Below are 21,070 nucleotides of genomic sequence, written 5' to 3' on the forward strand. Positions count from 1 at the left end.
CCCAGCCGTGTCAGATCAGACCTGCGCTCTCAGCACGTCGATCTCGCACCCGGGCGCGGCCGGGTCGAAGCCATGCTCGACGAGCCAGCGGATCGCCGTCAGGCTCCGCAGGGACCACCAGGCGCGGACCACGTCGGGGTCGACGGCATCCGCGCCGTAGCCGGCGACGACGTCTGCGACGTGCTCCGGGTGCCCGAGGGTCAGACTCGAGAGGTCGTACATCGCCGAGCCCCGACCCGCCTCGGACCAGTCGAGGATGCCGGTGACCTCGTCTCCCTGGACGAAGACATGGGCCACCTGCAGGTCGCCGTGCATGAACACCGGCGTCCACGGTCGTAGCGCGGCCTCGGCGAGCTCACGGTTGCGCGTCACGAGGTCGGCCGGGAGGACGTCGTTCGTCAGGAGCCACGTGCACTCGGCGTCGAGGCTCGCAGCCTTCTCGTCGAGGCCGGCCCCGGACCACGGCGGCAGCGGCGCGTCGTGCAGGACGCGTAGGACCGCACCCGCCGCGGCCCACGCCGCGGCCGAGGCAATCGAAGGCTCGCCGAGGCGACCGAGCGCTACCCCGGGCAGAGCAGCGAGCGCGAGCACGGGCGGCCTGCACCACAGGACCTCCGGAGTCGGGACCGGCGCCAGCGTCATCGCCTCGACCTCGGCCTCGGTGCGGGCCGGATCGGCGTCGACCTTGAGGAACACGTCACCCACCCGCAGCGTCGCGCGTTCCTGATGGGCGACCACGACCTCGACCTCGTCCACGTCGGCCAGTCTGGCGCAGGGCGTCGGCGACCCCCACCCATTTGTCGGACGGCCGTGCGTCGGCGAGGGTCAGGCCTTGGCGGCGAACATCCCGAGACGGTCGGCAGCGAGCAGCGGGAAGACCGTCGACGACGACAGCTGCGCCCGCTTCTCCAGCGCCTCGGCGAGGATCGTCCGGTAGTCGGTCGTCCCGGCGAGGTCACCGTTGTCGAGGTTGGCCGCCGCGAGGCCGGGCCAGCGCCCGTAGACCTGCCCGCCGCGCACCCCGCCACCCATGACGAGCGAGACGTTGCCGTGGCCGTGGTCGAGTCCACCGGAGCCGTTCTGCGCGACGCGGCGACCGAACTCGCTGAGCGTCACGAGGGTCACGTCGCTCATCTGCGCGCCGAGGTCCTGGTTGAGGGCCGCGAGCGCCTGGCCGAGCTCGGTGAGCTGGCGGAACATCCAGCCCGAGTCGCTGGACCCGAGGCCGGAGTGCATGTCCCAGTTGCCGACGTCGACCGTCGCCGCCCGCAGGCCGATCCGTGCCTTGATGAGGCGAGCGAGGTCGCGCAGGGCGTCGCCGACGGCACCCTTGGGGTATGCCGCCCCGTTGGCCGGGGTGTAGCCGGCGGCCTTGAGCGGTGACATCGTCGAGAGCGCCCCGAGCGTCGCCTTCGCGGGTGCCGCGAGCGCGGCGGGCGCCCCGGCATACAAGGCGTTGAGGGCGGTCGTCCAGCGGGTCTGCTCATCCGGGGTGCTGGCGCCGCTGAGGCTGAAGCTGTCGACGGTGCGGATCGCGACCTCGGGGTTCGGGCCGATCATCGACTGCGGTGTCGTCGCCGATCCGACCGACGCGGACGCGAACGTCGAGACCGGGCCGCTCAGCCCGATCATGCGGTCGAGCCAGCCGGTGCGCAGCGTCGAGCCGGGCGCGGCGTTCTCCATCGTGGCCATGGCCTCGAAGTGCGACCGCGTCGGGTTGACCTGGCCGACCGCGTGCACGGCGGCGAGTCCGCCGGCGTCCCAGATCGGCTTGAGCGGCGCGAGGGCAGGGTGCAGCCCGAACATGCTGTCGAGCTTGATCGCCCGCGACGCGGGGATCGCGATCGCGGGCCGCGCCGCAAAGTACGCAGGGTCCCCGACGGGGGCCACCGCGGACAGGCCGTCGAAGCCGCCGCGGAGGCTGAGGATGACGATCGTGTCGCCGGTGTAGGCCGTCCCGGCGAAGGCGAGCTGCGTGGCGGCACTGGGGCCGGCGGTGCCGATGACGGCGCCGAGCGCTCCCAGGGCCGACGCGCCCGCGAGCAACGTGCGGCGGGAGACCTGCGAGGTCAGGGCCTGCCCCTGCGGGCAGCCGCAGCCCTCCGGGGGGACGCCGGACTCGGCCGGGTACTGGGTCAGGGACGGGGCTGTGGACGCGGTCGCGGGATGGGTCGTCATGGTCGTCCTCAGCGGGTCGCGAAGTTGGGGGAGTCGAGCAGGAGCGCGACGATCGACGGGAGCCGCCACGTCACGGCCGCAGCACCCGCCTTGAGGGCGTCGCCGGGGGCGTGGTCGACGAACCGGCAGATCGCGTCGCGTTGCGCGGTCGTCAGCGTGATGAGCAGCTTCGCGGCGAGCGCGTCGACGAGGGCGGCATACGTCGTCGGCAGCGGGGTCGGCACGAGCGTCGTGACGTCGGGGCGCTTCATCGCCTTGAGCGTCCAGTTGCCCGCGAGGCCGAGATGGAAGTTCCAGCGGTTGAGCGTGCTCGACGCGCCGTTCCAGGCGGCGGCGACGTCGGGATAGCCGTTCGGAGCCGGCCACCCCATCGGTGCCTGACCGAAGGTGCCCATCTGCCAGAAGAGGCCGCGCAGGTCGCTCGTCACCCCGGCCGCCGGGACCGGCTCGGGGGTCAGGCCGAGGATGCGGCACGACGCGAGGGCGTCCTCGTAGGGCGTGCGGATCTTCTGGCCCGCCGAGGCGACGAACTCGGGGGAGAGGAAGAGGGCTCGCAGCACCGGAGCGATGGCCGTGCCGTTGGCGAGGTAGACCTGTGCGAGCTTGCTGACGAGAGTGGCCGGCGGCGTGTCGGAGACGTAGCGCGTCACGAGCTTCGTCGCGATGCGATTCGCCGTCGCCGGGTGGTTCGCCAGGTAGTTGAGGTAGAGCGTCGCGACGGCGCTGCCGTTCTCGGGCGTCGCGTTCGGGTCGCTCCAGGCGAGCACCTTGACGGTCCCGACGTGACGACGGTTGGGCCGGTAGTAGTAGAGACCCGACTCGGAGTCGACGCTGAGACCGGTCAGCGCCAGTGCCGACATCTTGACGTCGGCCTCGGTGAACTTCCCGACGCCGACGGTGTGCAGCTCGAGCAGCTCGCGGCCGTAGTTCTCGTTCGGCGCCTTCTTCGTGCTGTCGGCGTTGTCGAGGACCTTGAGCATCGACGGGTGCCGCGCTGCCGCGTTGAGCATGTCGGAGTACTTGCCGAGCGCGTGCTTGCGGATGACGTCGCGCTGGAAGAGGTGCGAGCTGTCCCAGACCTCGCTGCTCGGGACCGGGACGACGAGGTGGTTGGTCCAGAAGTCGACGACGGTCTCGAGGAGCTGCCGGCGGGAGAAGAGGGCCCGGGCCAGGTGCGCCTCGACGAGGTCCATCATGACGGTCCACGTGTCGCCGCCCTCGAGGCGCTCGCGCACCTCCCACGTCTTCCAGCCCAGGCGGGTCCAGCGCCTCAGCATCGTGTCCATGGCGGTGTCGGGCACCTTGGTCAGCGGAGCGAGCTGGGCGTCGAGCCAGGCCGTCGTCCCGGTCGCGCGCACCTCGGCGACCAGCGCCGGCGTCGGGCCGAACGTCGCGCGTCGCAGCAGGTGCAGCACGGGGTCGGTGGTGACGGCCGCGGCCATGACCGCGGGGGTGGCTGTCGCGGGCGCCGCTGCTGCTGAGGTGGGTGCCGCGGAGGCGGGTGCCGCGGACGCGGTCGCCGCGGTGGCCACGGCGAGGGCTGCGCCGCCCCCGAGCCCGGAGAGCACGCGTCGGCGCGCCGGCGCTGCGGCCGACGGCCGGGCGGGCGACGGCGACTCGGGGGAGTGAGCGGTCATGCGAGGGACGGTACATACCAGACCGGGCGTTGACTCCGTTATCGGACATTTCGGTCAGGCTCCCCGATCCGGCCGTCGGGACGAGGCTCCGGTAGCGTCCGGCCCATGCCGAGGACCGCCCGATGCTCACCGACGAGACGTTGCGCCGGATGGTCGACGAGCTGACCGGCGTGCACGGGGTGCTCGGCGTCGTGCTCGGCGGCAGTCGCGCCCGCGGCGACGCGCTGCCCACCTCCGACGTCGACCTCGGCGTCTACTACCAGGGTGTGCCCGACACCGCCGAGCTGACACGTCTCGCGGGCCGGTGGTCAGAGCGCGACATAACGGTGGGGGAGCCCGGCACGTGGGGTCCGTGGGTCGACGCCGGTGGCTGGCTCGAGGTCGAGGGCACCGCCGTCGACTGGATCCTGCGCGACGTCGATCGGGTTGCAGCACAGGCGGATCGAGCGAATCGTGGTGAGTTCGCCTTCCACTCCCAGGCAGGTCACCCGCTCGGCTTCCTCGACGTGGCGTATGCCGCCGAGCTGGCCACCGGGGTCGTTCTGGCCGACCCGGCCGGTCGGCTCGCGTCCCTGCGAACGGCCGTGACGGCATACCCACTCGCCCTGCGCGACGCGATGGTCGGCGCCCTCTGGGAGGCCGACTTCCTCGTCGGCGCGGCCGAGAAGGGAGCCCGGCGCGCGGACACGACGTACGTGTCGCTGGCGCTCGCCCGAGCGGTCCTGCTGTGTGCCCACGCGCTGCACGCGGACGCCGGACGCTGGGTGACGAACGAGAAGGGGCTCGTGCCTGCGGTCGCGACGCTGCCCGCGGCGCCGGAAGGGTTCTCGCGGGACGCCGCCCTCGCCCTGGGCGCGCTGGGCGCCACCGAGGAGTCCCTCACGGCTGCCGTCGCTGCCGTGGCCCGCCTCGTCGGCGAGACCCGCGCCGTGCTCGGCGACCGCTGACGAGAGCGCACGTGACCGGCCGCCGCAGCACGGATTCCTCTGCGCGGTGGTCTGTCGGTGGCGGGTACGCGAAGGTTCGTTCGTTAGCCTGCTGGAATGACCGACGCCCTCAGGACCGACCCTGCCCCCAAGGCCGAGTCGCCCTCGGGCGATCCACGCGCCGACCGCGTCAGGGCCGCCGTCAGGACGTGGCAGCGCACGCTCGTCGACCTCGGCGGGCGCAACACGCTCCTCTGGTACCGCGACCTGCCCTCCGGCACCCTCGACCTGACGACCGCGCACCCCGGCGGCGTCGCGATGTTGCTCGCCGGTCGTCGCACGCGACTGTCGGACCTCGTGCGCGAGCCCGCTGCCTTCGAGGAGGCCCGCCGCCGCGCGCGCGCCATCCGGTCCAAGGCCCTCGAGCTGCACGAGGAGCGCGGCATCGCGGCCGGCTTCATCGCCATCGGCATGGCGACGTGGTCCGTGCCGCGCGCCGCCCGCCCGCCGGCCTCGCCGGTGCTGCTGCGCTCGTGCGTGCTGCGTCCGACGGGCGCCGCCCAGGAGGACTTCGAGATCGACCTCGGCCCCGAGGCCGAGCTCAACCCCGTCCTGCGCGAGTACCTCCGCTCCGAGCAGGGCATCGAGATCGACGGGGACGCTCTCGCCGACCTCGCCACGGCGGGCAACGGCTTCGACCCGTACCCGGTGTATGCCGCCCTCGGCCACGCGTGCGAGCGCGTGCCCGAATTCGAGATCACCCCGCGGCTCGTCCTCGGGACCTTCTCCTACGCCAAGCTGCCGATGGTCGCCGACCTCGCCCTCCAGGGCGACACCCTGGCCAACCACGACGTCGTCGCGGCGCTCGCGGGCGACGAGTCGGCGCTCGCGGCGGTGCGGCTGCGCCTGCCGGAGAGCGACCCGGACCCCGACCCGGAGCACGAATACCTCGTCCTCGACGCGGACTCCTCGCAGCACGCGGCCATCGACGCCGTACGCGCGGGCGCCCACCTCGTCGTCAAGGGACCTCCCGGCACGGGCAAGTCGCAGACCATCGTCAACCTCATCGCCTCGCTCGCGGCCGAGGGCAAGTCGACCCTCTTCGTCGCCGAGAAGCGCGCCGCCATCGACGCCGTCCTCAGCCGCCTCGACCGTCTCGGGCTCGGCGACCTCGTGCTCGACGCCTACGACGGGCCGACGAACAAGCGCGCGACCGCCCAGCAGTTCGCCAAGAGCCTGGACGCCGCGGTCGAGAACGACACTCCCGAGACCGATCGCACGACCGCGACGCTGCGCGACCGCCGAGCTCGCCTGCAGAAGCACGTCGAGGCGCTCCACGCCGTGCGCGACCCGTGGGGTGTGTCCGCGCACGAGGCGCAGCAGGCACTCGTCGAGCTCGGCACGCGCACGCCTCCGCCGACGTGTCACGTCCGACTCGGCAGCCGCGACCTCGCCGGACTGAGCCGCCCGAGGGTCGTCGAGCTCGGCCGCCGGCTGCGCGACGCCGCGGGGCTCGGGGCGTGGACGCGGGACGGTGACGACCCGTGGTTCGGCGCCCGCATCCTCACGGCCGACGACGCGGCCCGCGCCCTCGACGTCACGACCCGCCACAGCACGAGCGGGCTCGACGACGCGGCCCGCCAGCTCAACGGCATACTGTCGGAATCCCATGTGCCCGAGGCGAACTCGCTGGAGGACTGGAAATCGGCCTTCGCCACGATGTCGAGCGTCCGCGAGACCCTCGAGGTGTTCCGGCCCGAGGTCTTCGACATCCCGCTCAAGGAGCACATCGCCGCCACGGCGACGCGTGACTGGCGTGAGGCCCGCGACGTCGACATGGGCTGGCTCGACCGCTGGAAGATCCGGCAGCAGACCAAGCGGCTCCTGCGCCCCGGTCGACCGCCGGCCAACCTCCACGAGGAGCTCGTGTCGGCCAGCGAGCAGCGTGAGCACTGGTTCGAGCTCGTCGGCGGAGGCGGCCGGCCCGAGATCTCGCCCCGCCTCGACGAGGGGCTGTCGCTGCTCGCCGGCCTCACGGCTGACCTCGAGTGGCTCGACGACCGCCTCCAGGTCGGGCCCGACGGGCGCACGCTGACGTCACTGCCGCTGCGCGACCTGCGGGACCGGCTCGCCGGGCTCGCGAGCCGACCCGACCGGATCGCCGTGCTGCCCCAGGTCATCTCGGCCCTCGACGAGCTGCGCTCGACCGGACTCGGCCCGGTTGTCGACGACCTCGCGGCCCGCGGGATCCCCACCGACCAGGTCACGGCCGAGGTCGAGCACGTGTGGTGGGCCTCCCTCGCCCAAGAGATCACCGTCCGCGACCCGGCGTACGGCGCCCACGACGGAGCGGGACTGCGCCGCGACGTCGCGGAGTTCGCCGAGGCCGACCGTGCCCACCAGTCGGCGACCGTCGACCGGGTGCGCGCCGCGGTCGCCCGCAACATCCGCGAGGTCCTCGCCGACCACCCGGCCCACGAGGCGCTCGTGCGCGCAGAGGCCGGCAAGGCCCGCCGCCACAAGCCGCTGCGCGACCTGATGCCGCAGGCGTCGTCCACGCTGACGGCGATCAAGCCGTGCTGGGCGATGAGCCCGCTCGTCGTCGCGTCGACGCTGCCGCCGGGCCGCTGGTTCGACGTGGTCATCTTCGACGAGGCCTCGCAGGTCCAGCCCGCCCAGGCGATCTCGGCCATCTCGCGCGCCCGCCAGGTCGTCGTCGCCGGCGACGAGCGACAGCTCCCGCCGACGAACTTCTTCACCGTCGTCTCCGACGACGAGTCCGATGCCGCCGCCCCCGCCGACGAGACCCTGACCGAGGGCTTCGAGTCGGTGCTCGACGTGCTCGCCGCGGCCCTGCCGACCCGCAACCTCACGTGGCACTACCGCAGCCGCGACGAGCGCCTCATCGCCTTCGCCAACGACACGATGTACGACGGTCGACTCACGACCTTCCCCGGCACGTCGCTCGACTCGGCCGTCACGTTCGAGCCGGTCGACGGCCAGGCTGTCGTGCAGCCGGGCGTCGACACCATCGAGACGACCGACGGCGAGGTGGCCCGCGTCGTCGAGCTCGTCCTCGATCATGCCCGCACCCGTCCCACGGAGTCGCTCGGCGTCATCGCCCTCGGCATGAAGCACGCCGACCGCCTCGAGGAGGCGATCACCGAGGCGCTGCGCACCGCGCCCGACGTCGCCGCCTTCTTCGACGACTCCCGCGACGAGCGCTTCTTCGTCAAGAACCTCGAGCGCGTCCAGGGCGACGAGCGCGACGCCATCATCCTGTCGATCGGCTACGGCAAGACGCCGCACGGCCGGGTCCTGCACCGCTTCGGCCCGCTCAACAACGAAGGCGGTGAGCGACGGCTCAACGTGGCCATCACCCGAGCCCGCGCACGGATGACCGTCGTGTCGGCGCTGCGCGCGATCGACCTCGACCCCGAGCGGCTCAAGGCCCGGGGCGCGCTCATGCTCCGCGACTTCCTCGCGTACGCCGAGCGGCGCGGTGGCGTCGGCGACGACGACACCCTCTTCGCCTCCGCTCCCACGACCGTCGACCCGCTGCGGCACGACCTCGCCGAGCGCCTGCGCCGCCAGGGCCTCACCGTCCACGAGGACTACGGCACGGCCACCCACCGCATCGACATCGCGGTCGAGGATCCCTACCACCGGGGCCGCGCGCTCATCGCCGTCGAGACCGACGGGAGCAGGTATGCCGCCCTGCGCAGCACGCGTGACCGTGACCGCCTGCGCCCCGAGCAGCTCGGCCGCCTCGGCTGGGTGCACGAGCGGGTCTGGAGCACCGACGTGTTCCGCGACCCCGCGAGGGAGCTCGCCCGCATCGTGACGCTCGCCCGCACGTCGTCGCCGCCCCGCGAGGTCGAGCCGACCGACGGGGCCGTGTCGACGCCCGACGACGGTGCCGGTTCGACGAGCGCGGCGGACGGCGACCGGACGACCGAGCGTGCCGACGCGGCCTCCGGAGCCTCCCGCCCGGCGACGGACCCGGCCGGAGCCGACGCGTCGACGACGGACTCTGCTGCTCGCCCGAAGCGCAAGCGGCGCAGGGTCTTCCGCAAGGGGACCGGGGACGCGGACGGCACGCCCGACGCCGATGCGGGCGAGCCCGGTGCGGCGCTCGGCCGCAGCAGCGACGAGCTCGACCTCGGCTGGGGCGAGCGCCCCGCGGGCTCAGGTCTGGGTGACCGCTGGCTCGAGGAGCAGCGACCCCCGCACTACGAGTGAGCTGACGCGGGCGACGGCGGCGCGACGTGCCGGAATGCCGTGACCTCGTGCGGCGTTGTGGGCCTCATGAACACGACGACACCGTTCTCGCTGCGCCTTTCCTGGGCCCAGGGTCTCTTCGAGCGAGGTGACCACGTGGCTGCCGCGACCGCCCTGGCCGAGCTCGTCGACGAGGTCGAGTCGTCGCGCACGGCCGGGACTGCGGACGACGCGGTGCTGCACTCCGTCACGGACCTGCGGCTCATGCTCGCCCGCGCCTACTTCCAGTCGGCGCAGCTCGGCCGGGCCGAGGCGACCCTCAACGAGGTCATCGAGCACTCGCCGACGGACTCCTACGCGCACCTGCTGCTCGGTCGCACCCTGCAGCGCGCCGGCCGGCACGCCGAGGCCGCCCGCCCGCTCGCCCTCGCCGAGATCCTCGGCGACTACGAGCGTCCCGAGGCCTACGGCACCACCGCCACCACCGCCGCTGGTCCCACCGCCCCCGCCACACCACAGAGCCCACCTGACCCGACATCCCGTCGAGTGACCCCGTCGTCACACGTGACGGGTGCACCCACACTCGAGTGGCCCCGTCGTCACACGTGACAGGTGGGGCCGGGCGGCCACTCGAGGTGACTGCGGGGACTGACGAAGGGGCGGGAGCGATCGGCTCCTGCCCCTTCGACGTGCGTTCGTGTGGTCCGACTCAGCGGGCGCGGAGGCTGTCGCGGATCTCGGTGAGCAGGATGATCTCCTCCGAGGGGGCCTCGGGCTCGGGCTCGATGCCCTGCTTGCGCCGTTCGGCGAGCTTGTTCATCGGCACGACGACGATGAAGTAGACGGCTGCCGCCACGATGACGAAGCCGACCAGTGCGGTGAGGAAGGCACCCACGGCCACCCCGCCCGGCTTGAACGACGAGAAGTCCGGCTTGCCACCGAGCTTGCCGATGAGGTCCATGATGACGGTGACGAAGGCGTCGACCACCTTGGCGAACGCGGTGCCGATGACGACCGCGACCGCGAGGTCGACGACGTTGCCTCGCATCAGGAAATCCTTGAAACCCTTGATCATGCGCGTCCCTTTCTGTGCCCCTGGACTGGGTGATCTCGATGCCACGGGGGTTGTTTGCGACCCGTCCCTGTGGGTCCTGCTGTCTGCTGGGCCTGTGACCCGTGTGCGACGCTGCGACGAGAGTGACGTGTGAGGCGGACTCTCCGGGCATGCCGAGCCTACTGCGCAGCCCCGAACCCGTGCCGGACGGCGACGACCAGACTCTGGCCGGCTTGGAGCGCGCTGAGACCGCGCGTCACCTCGGCGGCCTGTGTCGGGTCGAGCGCGAGGGTCACACGGGCCGGCGCCCCCGCCCCGAGACCGGTCGACTCCTCGGCCGCGCGGACCGCGAGGACGACGACATCGGTCGCGGCCCGGGTGCCGGAGCCGGTGGCGTAGAGGTCGACGTGGTCACCCGGCCGCACCCCGACCGAGGCGGCGTCGAGGACGGGGACGCTGAGGGCCACTTGATCGTCGGGCTGGCCGGCCAGCAGGTCGCGGCCGACGAGGCGCTCGGGCGTCACGACCTCGTGGACGACCAGGGGAGCGGCGGCGACGCGACCCACCACGGCTTGGACCGTCGACAGGGCTGTCACGGGTCGCTGACCACCAGGTCGGACCGAGACGGTGATGTCGTCGGCGCCGATCGTCTGTCCGGCCGCGACGTCCCGGGCCATGACGACCGTCGGCACGCCCGCGCCTCCGGCCGGCGCCGGGCGCAGGGCGGCGACCGTCACGAGCACGGCCAGGGCGGCGAGCCCCGCCGCGGCCCACCGCCGCCAGCGCGCCCGCCTGGCCCGGCGTCGGCGCGGACCGTCGGGCCACGCCGCCCGCCGGCCCTCGCGACGCCAGCGGGAGCCCGAGCGCACGCCGGCCGTCATCAGGGGAGCGGGAAGGGCAGCTCGAGACCGTCGAGGCTGCGTCGGCACGTGCAGGTGGCCGTCTCGTCGGGCTCGTGCGCGGGCATCTGGCCGATGGCGTCGCGCAGGATCGAGGTGAGGTGCTCGACGTTGGTCGCGAAGACGCGCAGGACCTCGTCGTGCGTGACGGCGTCGCCACCCTCGACGCCGGCGTCGTGGTCGGTGACCATGGCGATCGTCGTGAAGCACATGGCGAGCTCGCGGGCCAGGGCCGCTTCGGGCATCGTCGTCATGCCGACGATGCCGAAGCCGGCCTGCTGGTGCATGAGCGACTCGGCGCGGGAGGAGAACCGTGGCCCGTTGACGACCACGAGGGTCCCGTCCATCACGACCTCGAGCTCCGAGAGCCGGGCCGCGGCCACCGCGACCTGACGGCCGTTGGGGCAGTAGGGATCGGCGAAACCGACGTGGACGACCGGACCCTCGGTCTCGTAGATGGTGTGGGGCCGCCCCCACGTGCGGTCGACGACCTGGTCGGGCACGACGATGGTGCCCGGCCCGTGCTCGGGCTTGAGCGAGCCGACGGCGCAGGGGGAGAGGATCTGGCGGACGCCGACCGCGCGCAGGGCCCAGAGGTTCGCGCGGTAGTTGACGCGGTGCGGCGCGAAGCGATGGCCCTTGCCGTGCCGCGCGACGAAGGCGACGCTGCGGCCCTCGACCTCACCGATGACGAGCGGGTCGCTCGGGCGCCCGAACGGGGTCTCGACGTCGACGGTCTCGTAGTCGTCGAGGAACTCGTAGAGACCGGACCCACCGATGACACCGATCTCGGCGCGCGGACCCGGAGCGGGAGCTCCCGGGACGGCGGGGTCGGACACGGTCGTCTGCTCAGTCGTCATGCGAGGAGCCTAGGGCGGGCACCGGGCCGGCCGGACGGCATACGCCCTCGGGTGGGGACAACGTCCCCCGGGCTCAACTGGCTGTGGACGACGACCCGGACGACGACGACCCGGACGACGACGACCCCGAGGACGTGGACGCGGTCTTCGACGGCGTCGACGTGCTCGAGCCGCTCGACGACTCGGAGGACGTCGAGGTGGACGACGATCCGCCGTCCTTCTTCTTCGTGTCACCCGAGCCCGCGCCGTCGGAAGCCGCCGGGGTCGAGGCGCTCTTGGACGCGGCGCGCGAGTCGGTCTTGTAGAAGCCCGAGCCCTTGAACGCGATGCCGACCGGGTGGATCACCTTGCGCAGGCGCGGCTCGCCGCACTCCGGGCACACCGTCAGGGAGTCGTCGGTGAACGACTGGCGGATGTCGAAGGCGTGGCCGCACTCTTGGCACGCGTAGGAGTAGGTGGGCACAGGTGAACCTCGGACGTCGGGAGCGGAAGATGACCGAGGGTCAGTCTACGGCCAGCCGGCGAGGCGCCCGCCCCGGCTGATCTCGCGGATGCGGCGCTCGGTGCGCTGCTTGACCTTCGAGGTCGTGACGACGAGCAGCTGGTCCCCGTGCCGGATCGTCGTGTGCCGCTCGGGCACGAACCCCTCGCCGCCGCGCACGACGAGCGTCACGTTGGCGCCCTTGGGCAGGCGCAGCTCGAAGACGGCGACCCCGTGCAGCCGTGACTCGGCGCCGACGGTCACCTGGATGACGTCGGCGCTGATCTCCATGAGGGAGGTCGACTCGAGGTCGACGTCGACGGAGTGCACGTGCTCGGTGAGCCCCAGCCGCTTGGCCACCCACGGCAGCGTCGGCGCCTGCACGATGGTGAAGATGACGACGAGCATGAAGACGAGGTCGAAGATCCACTTCGTGTCGGGCGTCCCGACGACGAGCGGCACCGTGGCGAGGACGACGGGCACGGCGCCGCGCAGCCCCGCCCACGACAGGAAGACCTGGTCGCGCCAGGGCACCTTGAACCACGAGACCGATGCGAAGACCGACAGGGGACGGGCCACGAGGAGCAGGGCGAGGCCGATGGTGATCGCCGGGACGAGCTGCTCGTCGAGGCGCCTCGGGTCCGCGAGCAGGCCGAGCAGCACGAAGAGCCCGATCTGCGCGATCCAGCCGAGCGCGTTGGCGAAGCTCTGGAACGCCACCCGGTTGGGCAGGCCCATGTTGCCGAGCACGAGGGCCGAGAGGTAGGTGGCGAGGAAGCCGGAGACGTGCAGGGCCGCGCCGACGGCATACGCGAGGACGGTGAGCGCGACGACGCCGATGGAGAAGAGGGCGGACGACGCGCCCGCGACGCGGTGCAGCAGCTGTCCACCGAGCCAGCCCACGGCGCCCCCGACGAGCGCGCCGCCGGCGAGCTCCAGCGCCGCGTGCAGGAGCAGCACCCACCACGGGTCGGCGGATCCGCCCGGCACCCCCTGGGCGGAGAAGGCGACGACGAGGATGACGACGGGCGCGTCGTTGAAGCCCGACTCCGCCTCGAGCATCCCCGAGAGGCGCTTGGGCAGCGGCACGTTGCGCAGCACCGCGAAGACCGCGGCGGCGTCGGTCGAGCTGACGATGGCGCCGATGAGGAGCGAGATCGTCCACGACAGCGGGAGGAAGGCGTGCGCGGCCACCGCGACGACGAGCACCGACACGACGACCCCGACCGTCGAGAGCACCGCGGCGGGGGCCACCGAGTCCTTGATGTTGGACCACGACGTCGTCAGGCCGCCCTCGGCGAGGATGAGCACGAGGGCGGCGTAGCCGAGCACGCGGGTGATCGACGCGTCGTCGAACTGGATTCCGGCGCCGGCGTTGCCGAGGGCGAGGCCGATCCCGAGGTAGATGAGCAGCGACGGCAGGCCCGAGCGGACCGACAGGCGCACGGCCGCGACGGCCACGAGGAGCACGAGCGACCCGATCAGGAGCACGCGCGTCAGGTCGTCGAGGTCCATGGTCGACGACGTGATGCTCGCGAGTGCGGTCAACGGCAGCTCCTCAGGTGTGGGGCAATCCAACCATCCCGGCGGCCGCGCCCGTGGAGTGGTCCGCGGGCGTCGCGCACGGGTCGGGAGCGTTTGTCGTCGGTTCGGCAACGATGTCGCGCGGCGCCCCACGGGCTGCGAGCTGCACCGTCCGCGGTGGCCTAGGCTCGTCGCGTGTCACGGTTGAAGCGCGCCCGTCGGATCGTCCTGCTCGTCGCCGTCCTCGTCGTCATGGCGGTGGTCGGGGTCGGGATCCTGGCGATCGGGGTGGTGCGGCAGTCGTTCCCGGAGACCTCGGGCCAGCTCGAGATCGAGGGCCTGACGAGCTCGGTGTCGGTGCACCGCGACGCCCAGGGCGTCCCCACGATCTACGCCGACAACGCGAGCGACCTCTTCCGGGCGCAGGGCTTCGTCAGCGCCCAGGACCGCTTCTTCGAGATGGACCTGCGTCGCCACGTCACGGCCGGCCGCCTCTCCGAGCTCGTCGGCAGCGCCGGCCTCGACAAGGACAAGGTCATCCGCACGATGGGCTGGCGCCGCATCGCGGAGCAGGAGCTGCCCAAGCTCGCGCCCGAGACGCGGCAGTACCTCCAGGCGTACGCCGACGGCGTCAACGCGTACATCAAGAAGGCCGAGACGCCCGAGAAGATGTCGCTCGAGTACACCGTGCTCGCCCGCCGCAACCCCGGCTACCGGGTCGAGCCGTGGACGCCCGTCGACTCGCTCTCGTGGCTCAAGGCGATGGCGTGGGACCTGCGGGGCGACTACAACGACGAGCTCGCCCGCGCCCGCCTGTCGCGCACGACGCGCTCCCTCAAGCAGATCAACCTGCTCTACCCGCCCTACCCCGTCGACCGCAACCAGCCGATCCTCTCGGAGCAGGACTGGCAGCCGGCGTCGGCGAGCGACCAAGCGGCGGGCCCGGCGCCCGCGGCCCTCACGGCGATGCGCTCCGAGGACGGCAACGCCGCCATCGACTCGGCGCTGGCGTCGGTCAACGCGGTCCCGTCGAGCCTCGGCCGCGGCGACGGCATCGGCTCGAACTCGTGGGTCGTCTCGGGCTCGCGCACGACGACGGGCAAGCCGCTGCTCGCCAACGACCCGCACCTCGCCCTGTCGATCCCCGGCATCTGGGGCCAGGTCAACCTCCAGTGCCGCACCCTGAGCGCGGCGTGCCCCTTCCAGGTGTCGGGCTTCACCTTCTCGGGCCTGCCCGGCGTCGTCATCGGCCACAACGACAAGGTCGCCTGGGGCATGACGAACCTCGGCCCCGACGTCACGGACTTCTACCTCGAGCAGGTCTCGGGCGACGGCTACCTCCGTGACGGGCTGACCAAGCCGCTCGAGACGCGCCAGGAGGTCATCAAGGTCGCCGGCGGCGCCGACGTGCCGCTGACCGTGCGCTCGACGGTGCACGGCCCGATCATGTCCGACGTCGTCCCGGCCATCGACGCAGCCGGCGACCGCAGCGTCGTGCGCGGCGCTCCCCAGTCCAACCGGTATGCCGTGTCGCTCGCGTGGACGGCGCTGACCCCAGGCACGACGGCCGACGCGATCTTCGCCCTCAACCGGGCCACGAACTGGTCGGACTTCCGCAAGGCCGCGGCCCTCTTCTCGGTGCCGTCGCAGAACCTCGTCTACGCCGACACGGCCGGCCACATCGGCTACCAGGCTCCCGGCAAGATCCCGGTGCGACGCTCGGCGACGCCCGGCGCGCCCCCCGGCTTCTGGCCGTCGCCCGGCTGGGACTCGCAGTGGGACTGGAAGGGCTACGTGCCCTTCGACGACATGCCCAACACCTTCGACCCTGCCGAGGGCTTCATCGTCACGGCCAACCAGGCCGTCACCGCGAGCCCGACGCCGTTCCTCACCTCGGAGTGGGACTACGGCTTCCGGGCGCAGCGCATCCGCACCCTGCTCGCCGCGACCCCGAAGGTCTCGCCCGAGACGATGTCGCAGATCCAGGGCGACACCCGCAACACGTACGCGCCGGGCCTCGTCGAGCGACTCCTCGCGGTGCAGGTCGACGACTTCACGGCGCAGGCCCAGCGACTGCTGCGCGACTGGGACGGCAACCAGCCCAACGACAAGACGCGCGACGCGGCCTCGGCGGCGTACTACAACGCCGTGTGGAAGCACCTGCTCGAGTACACCTTCGACGAGCTCCCGCCCGACATCGCGCCCGACGGCGGCAGCCGGTGGATGGTCGTCATGGAGCAGCTGCTCAAGGACCCCAAGAACGACTGGTGGGACGACAAGACGACGCCCGGCGTCACCGAGGGCTCCGGCGAGATCCTCAAGCGCGCGCTCGTCGAGGCCCGCCTCGACCTCGCCCGCGAGCTCGGCAAGGTGCCCGCGACGTGGCGCTGGGGACGCCTGCACTCGCTCGACCTGACGCACCAGGTCATGGGCGCCGACGGCGTGCCCGAGCTCGTCCAGAACCTCTTCAACCGCGACGACATCGAGCTCGGCGGTGGCAACTCCATCGTCAACGCCAACGCGTGGAACGCCTCGAAGCCCGGCTACGACGTCACGAGCGGCCCGTCGATGCGCATGGTCGTCGACCTCGGCAACCTCGACGCGTCGCGCTGGGTCAACTCGACCGGCCAGTCGGGGCACGCCTACGACGACCACTACTCCGACCAGGTCGACGCCTGGGTGGCCAACGAGACCTTCGTGTGGCCGTTCAGCCCGACCGCGGTGCGCGAGGCGACCGACGACGAGCTGACGCTCGTGCCGCCGACGCCGACGTCGAACCCGTAGGCCGCCGCGTCACCCGCGCGGCTGCGCCTCGGCCCCCGATGGCGTATGCGGTGGGCTCGGGTCTCTCGGTCGGCTCGGCGACGTGCGCGCCTCAGCGAAGCCGCACGACGCGTCCGGTCGTCGTGACGTAGCCGTCGACCGGGAGGTCGTGCGCGTCGGCCGGCAGGTCGGTGTCGCTCTGCTCGCCTTCGTGGAGCAGGGTCACGACGGGTGTGGCCGGGTCGCGGTGGAGCAGGGCCCGGTCGTAGCAGCCGCCGCCCTGGCCGAGGCGCGTGCCGTGCTCGTCGACGGAGAGCCCGGGTGTGACGACGAGGTCGCACGTGGCGAGGGCGTCGGTGCCGAGCCAACCCTGTCGCTCGTCGGCGTCCGGTGCGTGGCCGCCGTGGCCGGGGCGGCGCACGGTCGCGTCGTCGCCCGAGGCGCCCGGGACGGCATACCTCCACTCGAGCGAGAAGTCGCCCTGCACGACGGGCACGATGACCTCGTGGCCGGCCGCGAGGAGCGCCTCGACGAGGCGGCCGGTCGGCGGCTCGTCCGGGAGGGACTCGTAGACCGCCACCCGGGACGGGTCGGGCACGAAACGGAGCACCGCCCCGGCGATCGCCGCCGCGGCGGCGTCACGCTCGTCCCGGGTCAGGCGCGACGCGATCTCGCGCCGCCGGGCCCGCGCGGCGTGACGCAGGTCACGCTTGCCCAGGCCGCTCACGGGGAGCACATTCCGCGCACTCGGGTGACGCACATGCGGCCCATCGTAAGGTGATGCCCATGAGTGACCAGGGGCTCCACGCGTCCGTCGCACTGATGCGCGACCGGGGCCTCGGTCCTGAGGCGATCAGGGTGTTCGAGCACTACTACGAGCAGCTGCAGGCCGGGGCGCTCGGCACGATCCCCGAGGAGTCGATCGAGCCCCTCGGCGAGGTGCAGACCCTCCGTGAGGTCCAGGTGTCCGACGAGGAGGCGCGCGAGGCGCTGTCGCGCACCGCCGTCATCAAGCTCAACGGCGGCCTCGGCACCGGGATGGGCATGACCGGCGCCAAGTCCGCGCTCGAGGTCAAGGACGGCCTGACCTTCCTCGACATCATCGCCCTGCAGGTGCTGGCCCTGCGTGAGCGCTGGGGCGTCGAGCTCCCGCTCGTGCTCATGAACTCCTTCCGCACCTCGGAGGAGTCGCTCAAGATCCTCGCGAAGTACCCCGACCTGCCGGTCGACGGGCTGCCGCTCGACTTCATCCAGAACGCCGAGCCCAAGCTGCGCCCCGACGACCTCATGCCGGTGCAGTGGCCCGACGACCCCGAGCTCGAGTGGTGCCCGCCGGGCCACGGCGACATCTACGTCTCGCTCGTCACGTCCGGCGTGCTCGACTCCCTGCTGGAGAAGGGGATTCGCTACGCGTTCCTCTCCAACTCCGACAACCTCGGCGCGACGTGCGACCCCGACGTCGCGGCGTGGATGGTCGAGCACGGCCTGCCCTACGTCGCCGAGGTGTGCAAGCGCACGAAGAGCGACCGCAAGGGCGGCCACCTCGCGGTGCGCAAGTCCGACGGCCGGATCGTGCTGCGCGACACGGCGATGGTGGCCGAGGGGGAGGAGCGCTACTTCCGCGACATCAAGCGGCACAACACCTTCAACGCCAACAACGTGTGGATCAACCTCGAGGTCCTGCGCGAGCGGATGACGGCCAAGCAGGGCGTCCTCGGCCTGCCGATCATCGTCAACCACAAGAACGTCGACCCCGCCGACCCGGGCTCGCCCGAGGTCATCCAGATGGAGTCGGCGATGGGCACGGCGATCGAGGTGTTCGAGGGCTCGGAGGCGATCCTCGTGCCGCGCACCCGCTTCCGTCCGGTCAAGACGACGAACGACCTGCTCGTCATCCGGTCCGACTTCTTCACCCTCGACGAGGGCTACCACGTCGTCGCGACCGTCGACGGGCCCGAGCCCTACGTCGACCTCGACTCGGCCTACCGCTTCGTGTCGGGCTTCGAGCAGCGCTTCCCCAAGGGGGTGCCCTCGATGCGCGACTGCACGAGCCTGCGCGTCATCGGTGACCCCGTCTTCGGCCGCAACGTCCGTTGCGTCGGCGAGGTGCTCATCGACGGCTACCGCCGGGTCCTCGACGACGCCGTGCTCGGCGAGCTGCCGACGCCGACGCCGGCGCCCGTCACGACACCCGGCGACGTGCGTACGGTCGACGAGCACCTCAAAGCCATCCTCTCGACGCTCGAGCCGTCCCCGACCGAGTGGACGCCGCTCACCGAGGCCCTCGGCCTCGTCGTGGCCCGCGACGTCCGGGCCAAGGTCAACCTCCCGCACTTCGACAACTCGTCGATGGACGGGTATGCCGTCCGCGCCGAGTCGCTCGCGTCCGCCGGTGAGTCCCCGGTGCAGCTGCGCATCGTCGGCGAGGTCGCCGCGGGTGCCGACCCGACCTTCTCGGTGGGCGTGGGGGAGGCGGCCAGGATCATGACGGGCGCCCCGATCCCCGAGGGTGCCGACGCCGTCATCGCCGTCGAGGACACCGACGCGGCCGCAACGGGCGACGTTGAGTGCCGCGTGGCGGTCCCGCCGGGTCGCTTCGTCCGTCCGCAGGGCGAGGACGTGTCGTCCGGCGAGGTCATCGTCTCGGCGGGCGAGGTCGTCGGCGCCCGCACCATCGCGCTGCTCGCGGCCTGCGGTCATGCCGAGGTCGAGGTCCACCGCCGGCCGCACGTCGTCGTGCTGTCGACCGGCGCCGAGCTCGTCGAGCCCGGAAAACCCTTGCAGCCCGGTCAGATCCACGACTCCAACTCCTCCATGCTCTGGGCGGCCGCCATCGGCGCCGGGGCGTCGGCCGAGATCCGGGCGGCGGTCGGCGACTCCGACGAGGAGCTGCTCGCCGTGCTCGACGAGGTCGTCGCCGAGGCCGACGTCGTCATCACGAGCGGCGGAGTCTCGATGGGCGCCTATGACGTCGTCAAGAGCGCCCTGCGCGGCGAGGGCATCGACTTCGTCAAGGTCGCGATGCAGCCCGGCAAGCCGCAGGGCTACGGGCTGCTGACCGGGCCGGGTGGCAAGCAGGTGCCGCTCTTCGCCCTGCCCGGCAACCCGGTGTCGTCGTTCGTGTCGTTCGAGGTCTTCGTGCGCCCGGCGCTGCGCCGGCTCATGCGCCTGACTCCCGAGAAGCGCCGGTTGCGGCCGGCCACGCTCATCTCCGGCGTCGAGTCCTTCGGCGGGCGGCGCCAGTTCGGTCGTGCCGTCGTGTCGCGGTCGGCGGAAGGCACGCTCGTCGCCGTCCCCGTGGCAGGGCAGGGCTCGCACTTCGTCGCCGACCTCTCCCGGGCCAACGCCCTCTTCGTCGTGCCCGAGGACGTCACCGAGCTCGTCGCCGGTGAGGTCGTCGACGTCCTCGTCCTCGACAAGGAGGCGTGATGAGCGACCGACCGGAGGCACAGCCAGATCCGAGCGACCCGTGGGTGACGCCCCCGGAGCAGGGCGGGGCCGAGGCCTCCCCGGCAGAGGCCGCGGCGACTGCCGAGGCGCGGGGTCTGACCCACGTGCGCGCCGACGGCAGTGCCCACATGGTCGACGTGTCGGCCAAGGCCGTGACCGCCCGCGAGGCCAGCGCGGCGGGACGCGTCCTGCTCAGCGCCGACGCCGTCGCGGCGTTGCGCTCGGGGAACGTCCCCAAGGGCGACGCCCTGGCGGTCGCCCGCATCGCCGGCATCCAGGCCGTCAAGCGCACACCCGAGCTCATCCCGCTCGCGCACCCGATCGCCGTGCACGGCGTCGAGGTCGACGTGACGGTCGCCGACGACGGCGCCGACATCACGGCGACGGTGCGCACCGCCGACCGGACGGGCATCGAGATGGAGGCGTTGACCGCGGTGTCGGTCGCCGCGCTCGCCCTCATCGACATGGTCAAGGCCGTCGACAAGCACGGCCGGATCACCGACGTCCGCGTCACGGCGAAGTCCGGTGGCCGGTCGGGAGACTGGCATGAATGAGGGTCCGGGCGTGGGCCGCCGGGCCGTCGTCGTCACGTCCTCGACCCGAGCGGCAGCCGGCGTCTACGCCGACAGGTCCGGCCCGGTCATCGTCGAGCGGCTCCACGCCTGGGGCTTCGAGGTGGGCGAGCCGGTCGTCGTGGCCGACGGCGACGAGTTCGGCCTGGCGCTCCGCGAGGTCCTCGCGAGCGAACCGGAGCTCGTCATCACGACCGGAGGGACCGGCCTCACCCCGACCGACGTGACACCCGAGCAGACCGCACCCATGCTCGACCGGCTCGTGCCCGGCGTCGCCGAGGCGATCCGTGCCGCCGGCGTCGCCAGGGGGGTCCCGACGGCGATGCTCTCGCGCGGTCTCGTCGGCCTGGCCGGGCGCACCTTCGTCGCCAACCTTCCCGGATCGCGCGGTGGCGTGGCCGACGCGCTCGACGTGCTCGAGCCGGTCCTGGGCCACGCCCTCGACCAGATCCCCGGCAGTGACCACTGACGTGAGGACGCGGATCCGCTTGCGGCACTCCGTCAT

16 protein-coding genes are annotated in these 21,070 nt (G+C 72.5%); 7 read left to right on the forward strand and 9 right to left on the reverse strand.

Annotated features, from left to right (window positions below):
* Positions 1–15: 15 nt before the first annotated feature.
* The 3 genes from AC1DW8_RS06200 to AC1DW8_RS06210 all read right to left on the reverse strand — a co-directional run bounded on the left by AC1DW8_RS06200 (position 16) and on the right by AC1DW8_RS06210 (position 3,815).
* Positions 16–756, reverse strand: coding sequence for a phosphotransferase family protein (locus tag AC1DW8_RS06200; protein ID WP_478092623.1), 741 nt, complete (start codon positions 754–756; stop codon positions 16–18).
* 69 nt (positions 757–825) lie between these two features.
* Positions 826–2,178, reverse strand: coding sequence for a DUF1501 domain-containing protein (locus AC1DW8_RS06205; RefSeq protein WP_478092625.1), 1,353 nt, complete (start codon positions 2,176–2,178; stop codon positions 826–828).
* Positions 2,179–2,186: 8 nt separating this feature from the next.
* Entirely contained in the window at positions 2,187–3,815 is a 1,629-nt protein-coding gene (locus AC1DW8_RS06210) for a DUF1800 domain-containing protein (protein WP_478092627.1), read from the reverse strand.
* Between the two features lie 122 nt (positions 3,816–3,937).
* On the opposite strand from AC1DW8_RS06210, the gene AC1DW8_RS06215 reads away from it, so the two are divergent.
* The 3 genes from AC1DW8_RS06215 (at position 3,938) to AC1DW8_RS06225 (ending at position 9,571) form a co-directional block, all read left to right on the forward strand.
* A complete protein-coding gene (locus tag AC1DW8_RS06215) occupies positions 3,938–4,762 on the forward strand; it encodes a nucleotidyltransferase family protein (RefSeq protein WP_478092629.1) in 825 nt (274 codons plus the stop codon).
* Positions 4,763–4,858: 96 nt separating this feature from the next.
* Positions 4,859–8,983, forward strand: a complete 4,125-nt coding sequence (locus AC1DW8_RS06220) for an AAA domain-containing protein (protein WP_478092630.1) — start codon at positions 4,859–4,861, stop codon at positions 8,981–8,983.
* A gap of 66 nt (positions 8,984–9,049) precedes the next feature.
* Complete coding sequence (locus tag AC1DW8_RS06225) at positions 9,050–9,571, forward strand: tetratricopeptide repeat protein (RefSeq protein ID WP_478092632.1); 522 nt, start codon at positions 9,050–9,052, stop codon at positions 9,569–9,571.
* A gap of 100 nt (positions 9,572–9,671) precedes the next feature.
* Here AC1DW8_RS06225 and mscL read toward each other — a convergent pair whose 3' ends face one another.
* From mscL to AC1DW8_RS06250, 5 genes are all read right to left on the reverse strand, one after another.
* A complete protein-coding gene (gene mscL, locus AC1DW8_RS06230; protein WP_056777871.1) occupies positions 9,672–10,037 on the reverse strand; it encodes a large conductance mechanosensitive channel protein MscL in 366 nt (121 codons plus the stop codon).
* Positions 10,038–10,195: 158 nt separating this feature from the next.
* Positions 10,196–10,897: an SAF domain-containing protein gene (locus AC1DW8_RS06235; protein WP_478092634.1), complete on the reverse strand. Its 702-nt coding sequence runs from the start codon at positions 10,895–10,897 to the stop codon at positions 10,196–10,198.
* Positions 10,897–11,775: an S-methyl-5'-thioadenosine phosphorylase gene (locus tag AC1DW8_RS06240; RefSeq protein WP_478092636.1), complete on the reverse strand. Its 879-nt coding sequence runs from the start codon at positions 11,773–11,775 to the stop codon at positions 10,897–10,899. Before AC1DW8_RS06240 ends, AC1DW8_RS06235 begins: the two co-directional genes overlap by 1 nt.
* A 73-nt stretch (positions 11,776–11,848) precedes the next feature.
* Positions 11,849–12,238 carry an FmdB family zinc ribbon protein gene (locus AC1DW8_RS06245; protein WP_478092638.1) on the reverse strand — a complete coding sequence of 130 codons (390 nt, stop codon included), beginning with the start codon at positions 12,236–12,238 and terminating at the stop codon, positions 11,849–11,851.
* A 45-nt stretch (positions 12,239–12,283) separates the two neighbouring features.
* Entirely contained in the window at positions 12,284–13,804 is a 1,521-nt protein-coding gene (locus AC1DW8_RS06250) for a potassium/proton antiporter (RefSeq protein WP_082622929.1), read from the reverse strand.
* Positions 13,805–14,032: 228 nt separating this feature from the next.
* Between AC1DW8_RS06250 and AC1DW8_RS06255 the strand changes: the two genes are divergently transcribed.
* A complete protein-coding gene (locus tag AC1DW8_RS06255; RefSeq protein ID WP_478093045.1) occupies positions 14,033–16,564 on the forward strand; it encodes a penicillin acylase family protein in 2,532 nt (843 codons plus the stop codon).
* Between the two features lie 91 nt (positions 16,565–16,655).
* Here AC1DW8_RS06255 and AC1DW8_RS06260 read toward each other — a convergent pair whose 3' ends face one another.
* Entirely contained in the window at positions 16,656–17,270 is a 615-nt protein-coding gene (locus tag AC1DW8_RS06260; RefSeq protein WP_478092640.1) for a 5-formyltetrahydrofolate cyclo-ligase, read from the reverse strand.
* A 59-nt stretch (positions 17,271–17,329) separates the two neighbouring features.
* Between AC1DW8_RS06260 and AC1DW8_RS06265 the strand changes: the two genes are divergently transcribed.
* From AC1DW8_RS06265 to AC1DW8_RS06275, 3 genes are all read left to right on the forward strand, one after another.
* Positions 17,330–19,972, forward strand: a complete 2,643-nt coding sequence (locus AC1DW8_RS06265; RefSeq protein ID WP_478092642.1) for a UTP--glucose-1-phosphate uridylyltransferase — start codon at positions 17,330–17,332, stop codon at positions 19,970–19,972.
* A 149-nt stretch (positions 19,973–20,121) separates the two neighbouring features.
* On the forward strand, positions 20,122–20,547 hold the full coding sequence (gene moaC / locus AC1DW8_RS06270) for a cyclic pyranopterin monophosphate synthase MoaC (RefSeq protein ID WP_056778655.1): 426 nt from the start codon (positions 20,122–20,124) through the stop codon (positions 20,545–20,547).
* The gene (locus AC1DW8_RS06275; protein ID WP_478092644.1) at positions 20,540–21,034 is read left to right on the forward strand and encodes a MogA/MoaB family molybdenum cofactor biosynthesis protein; all 495 of its coding nucleotides are present in this window, start codon (positions 20,540–20,542) and stop codon (positions 21,032–21,034) included. The genes moaC and AC1DW8_RS06275 overlap by 8 nt, the downstream gene beginning before the upstream one ends.
* The last annotated feature ends 36 nt before the right edge of the window (positions 21,035–21,070 follow it).

The sequence above is a fragment of the Terrabacter sp. P2_E3 genome (assembly GCF_056403915.1).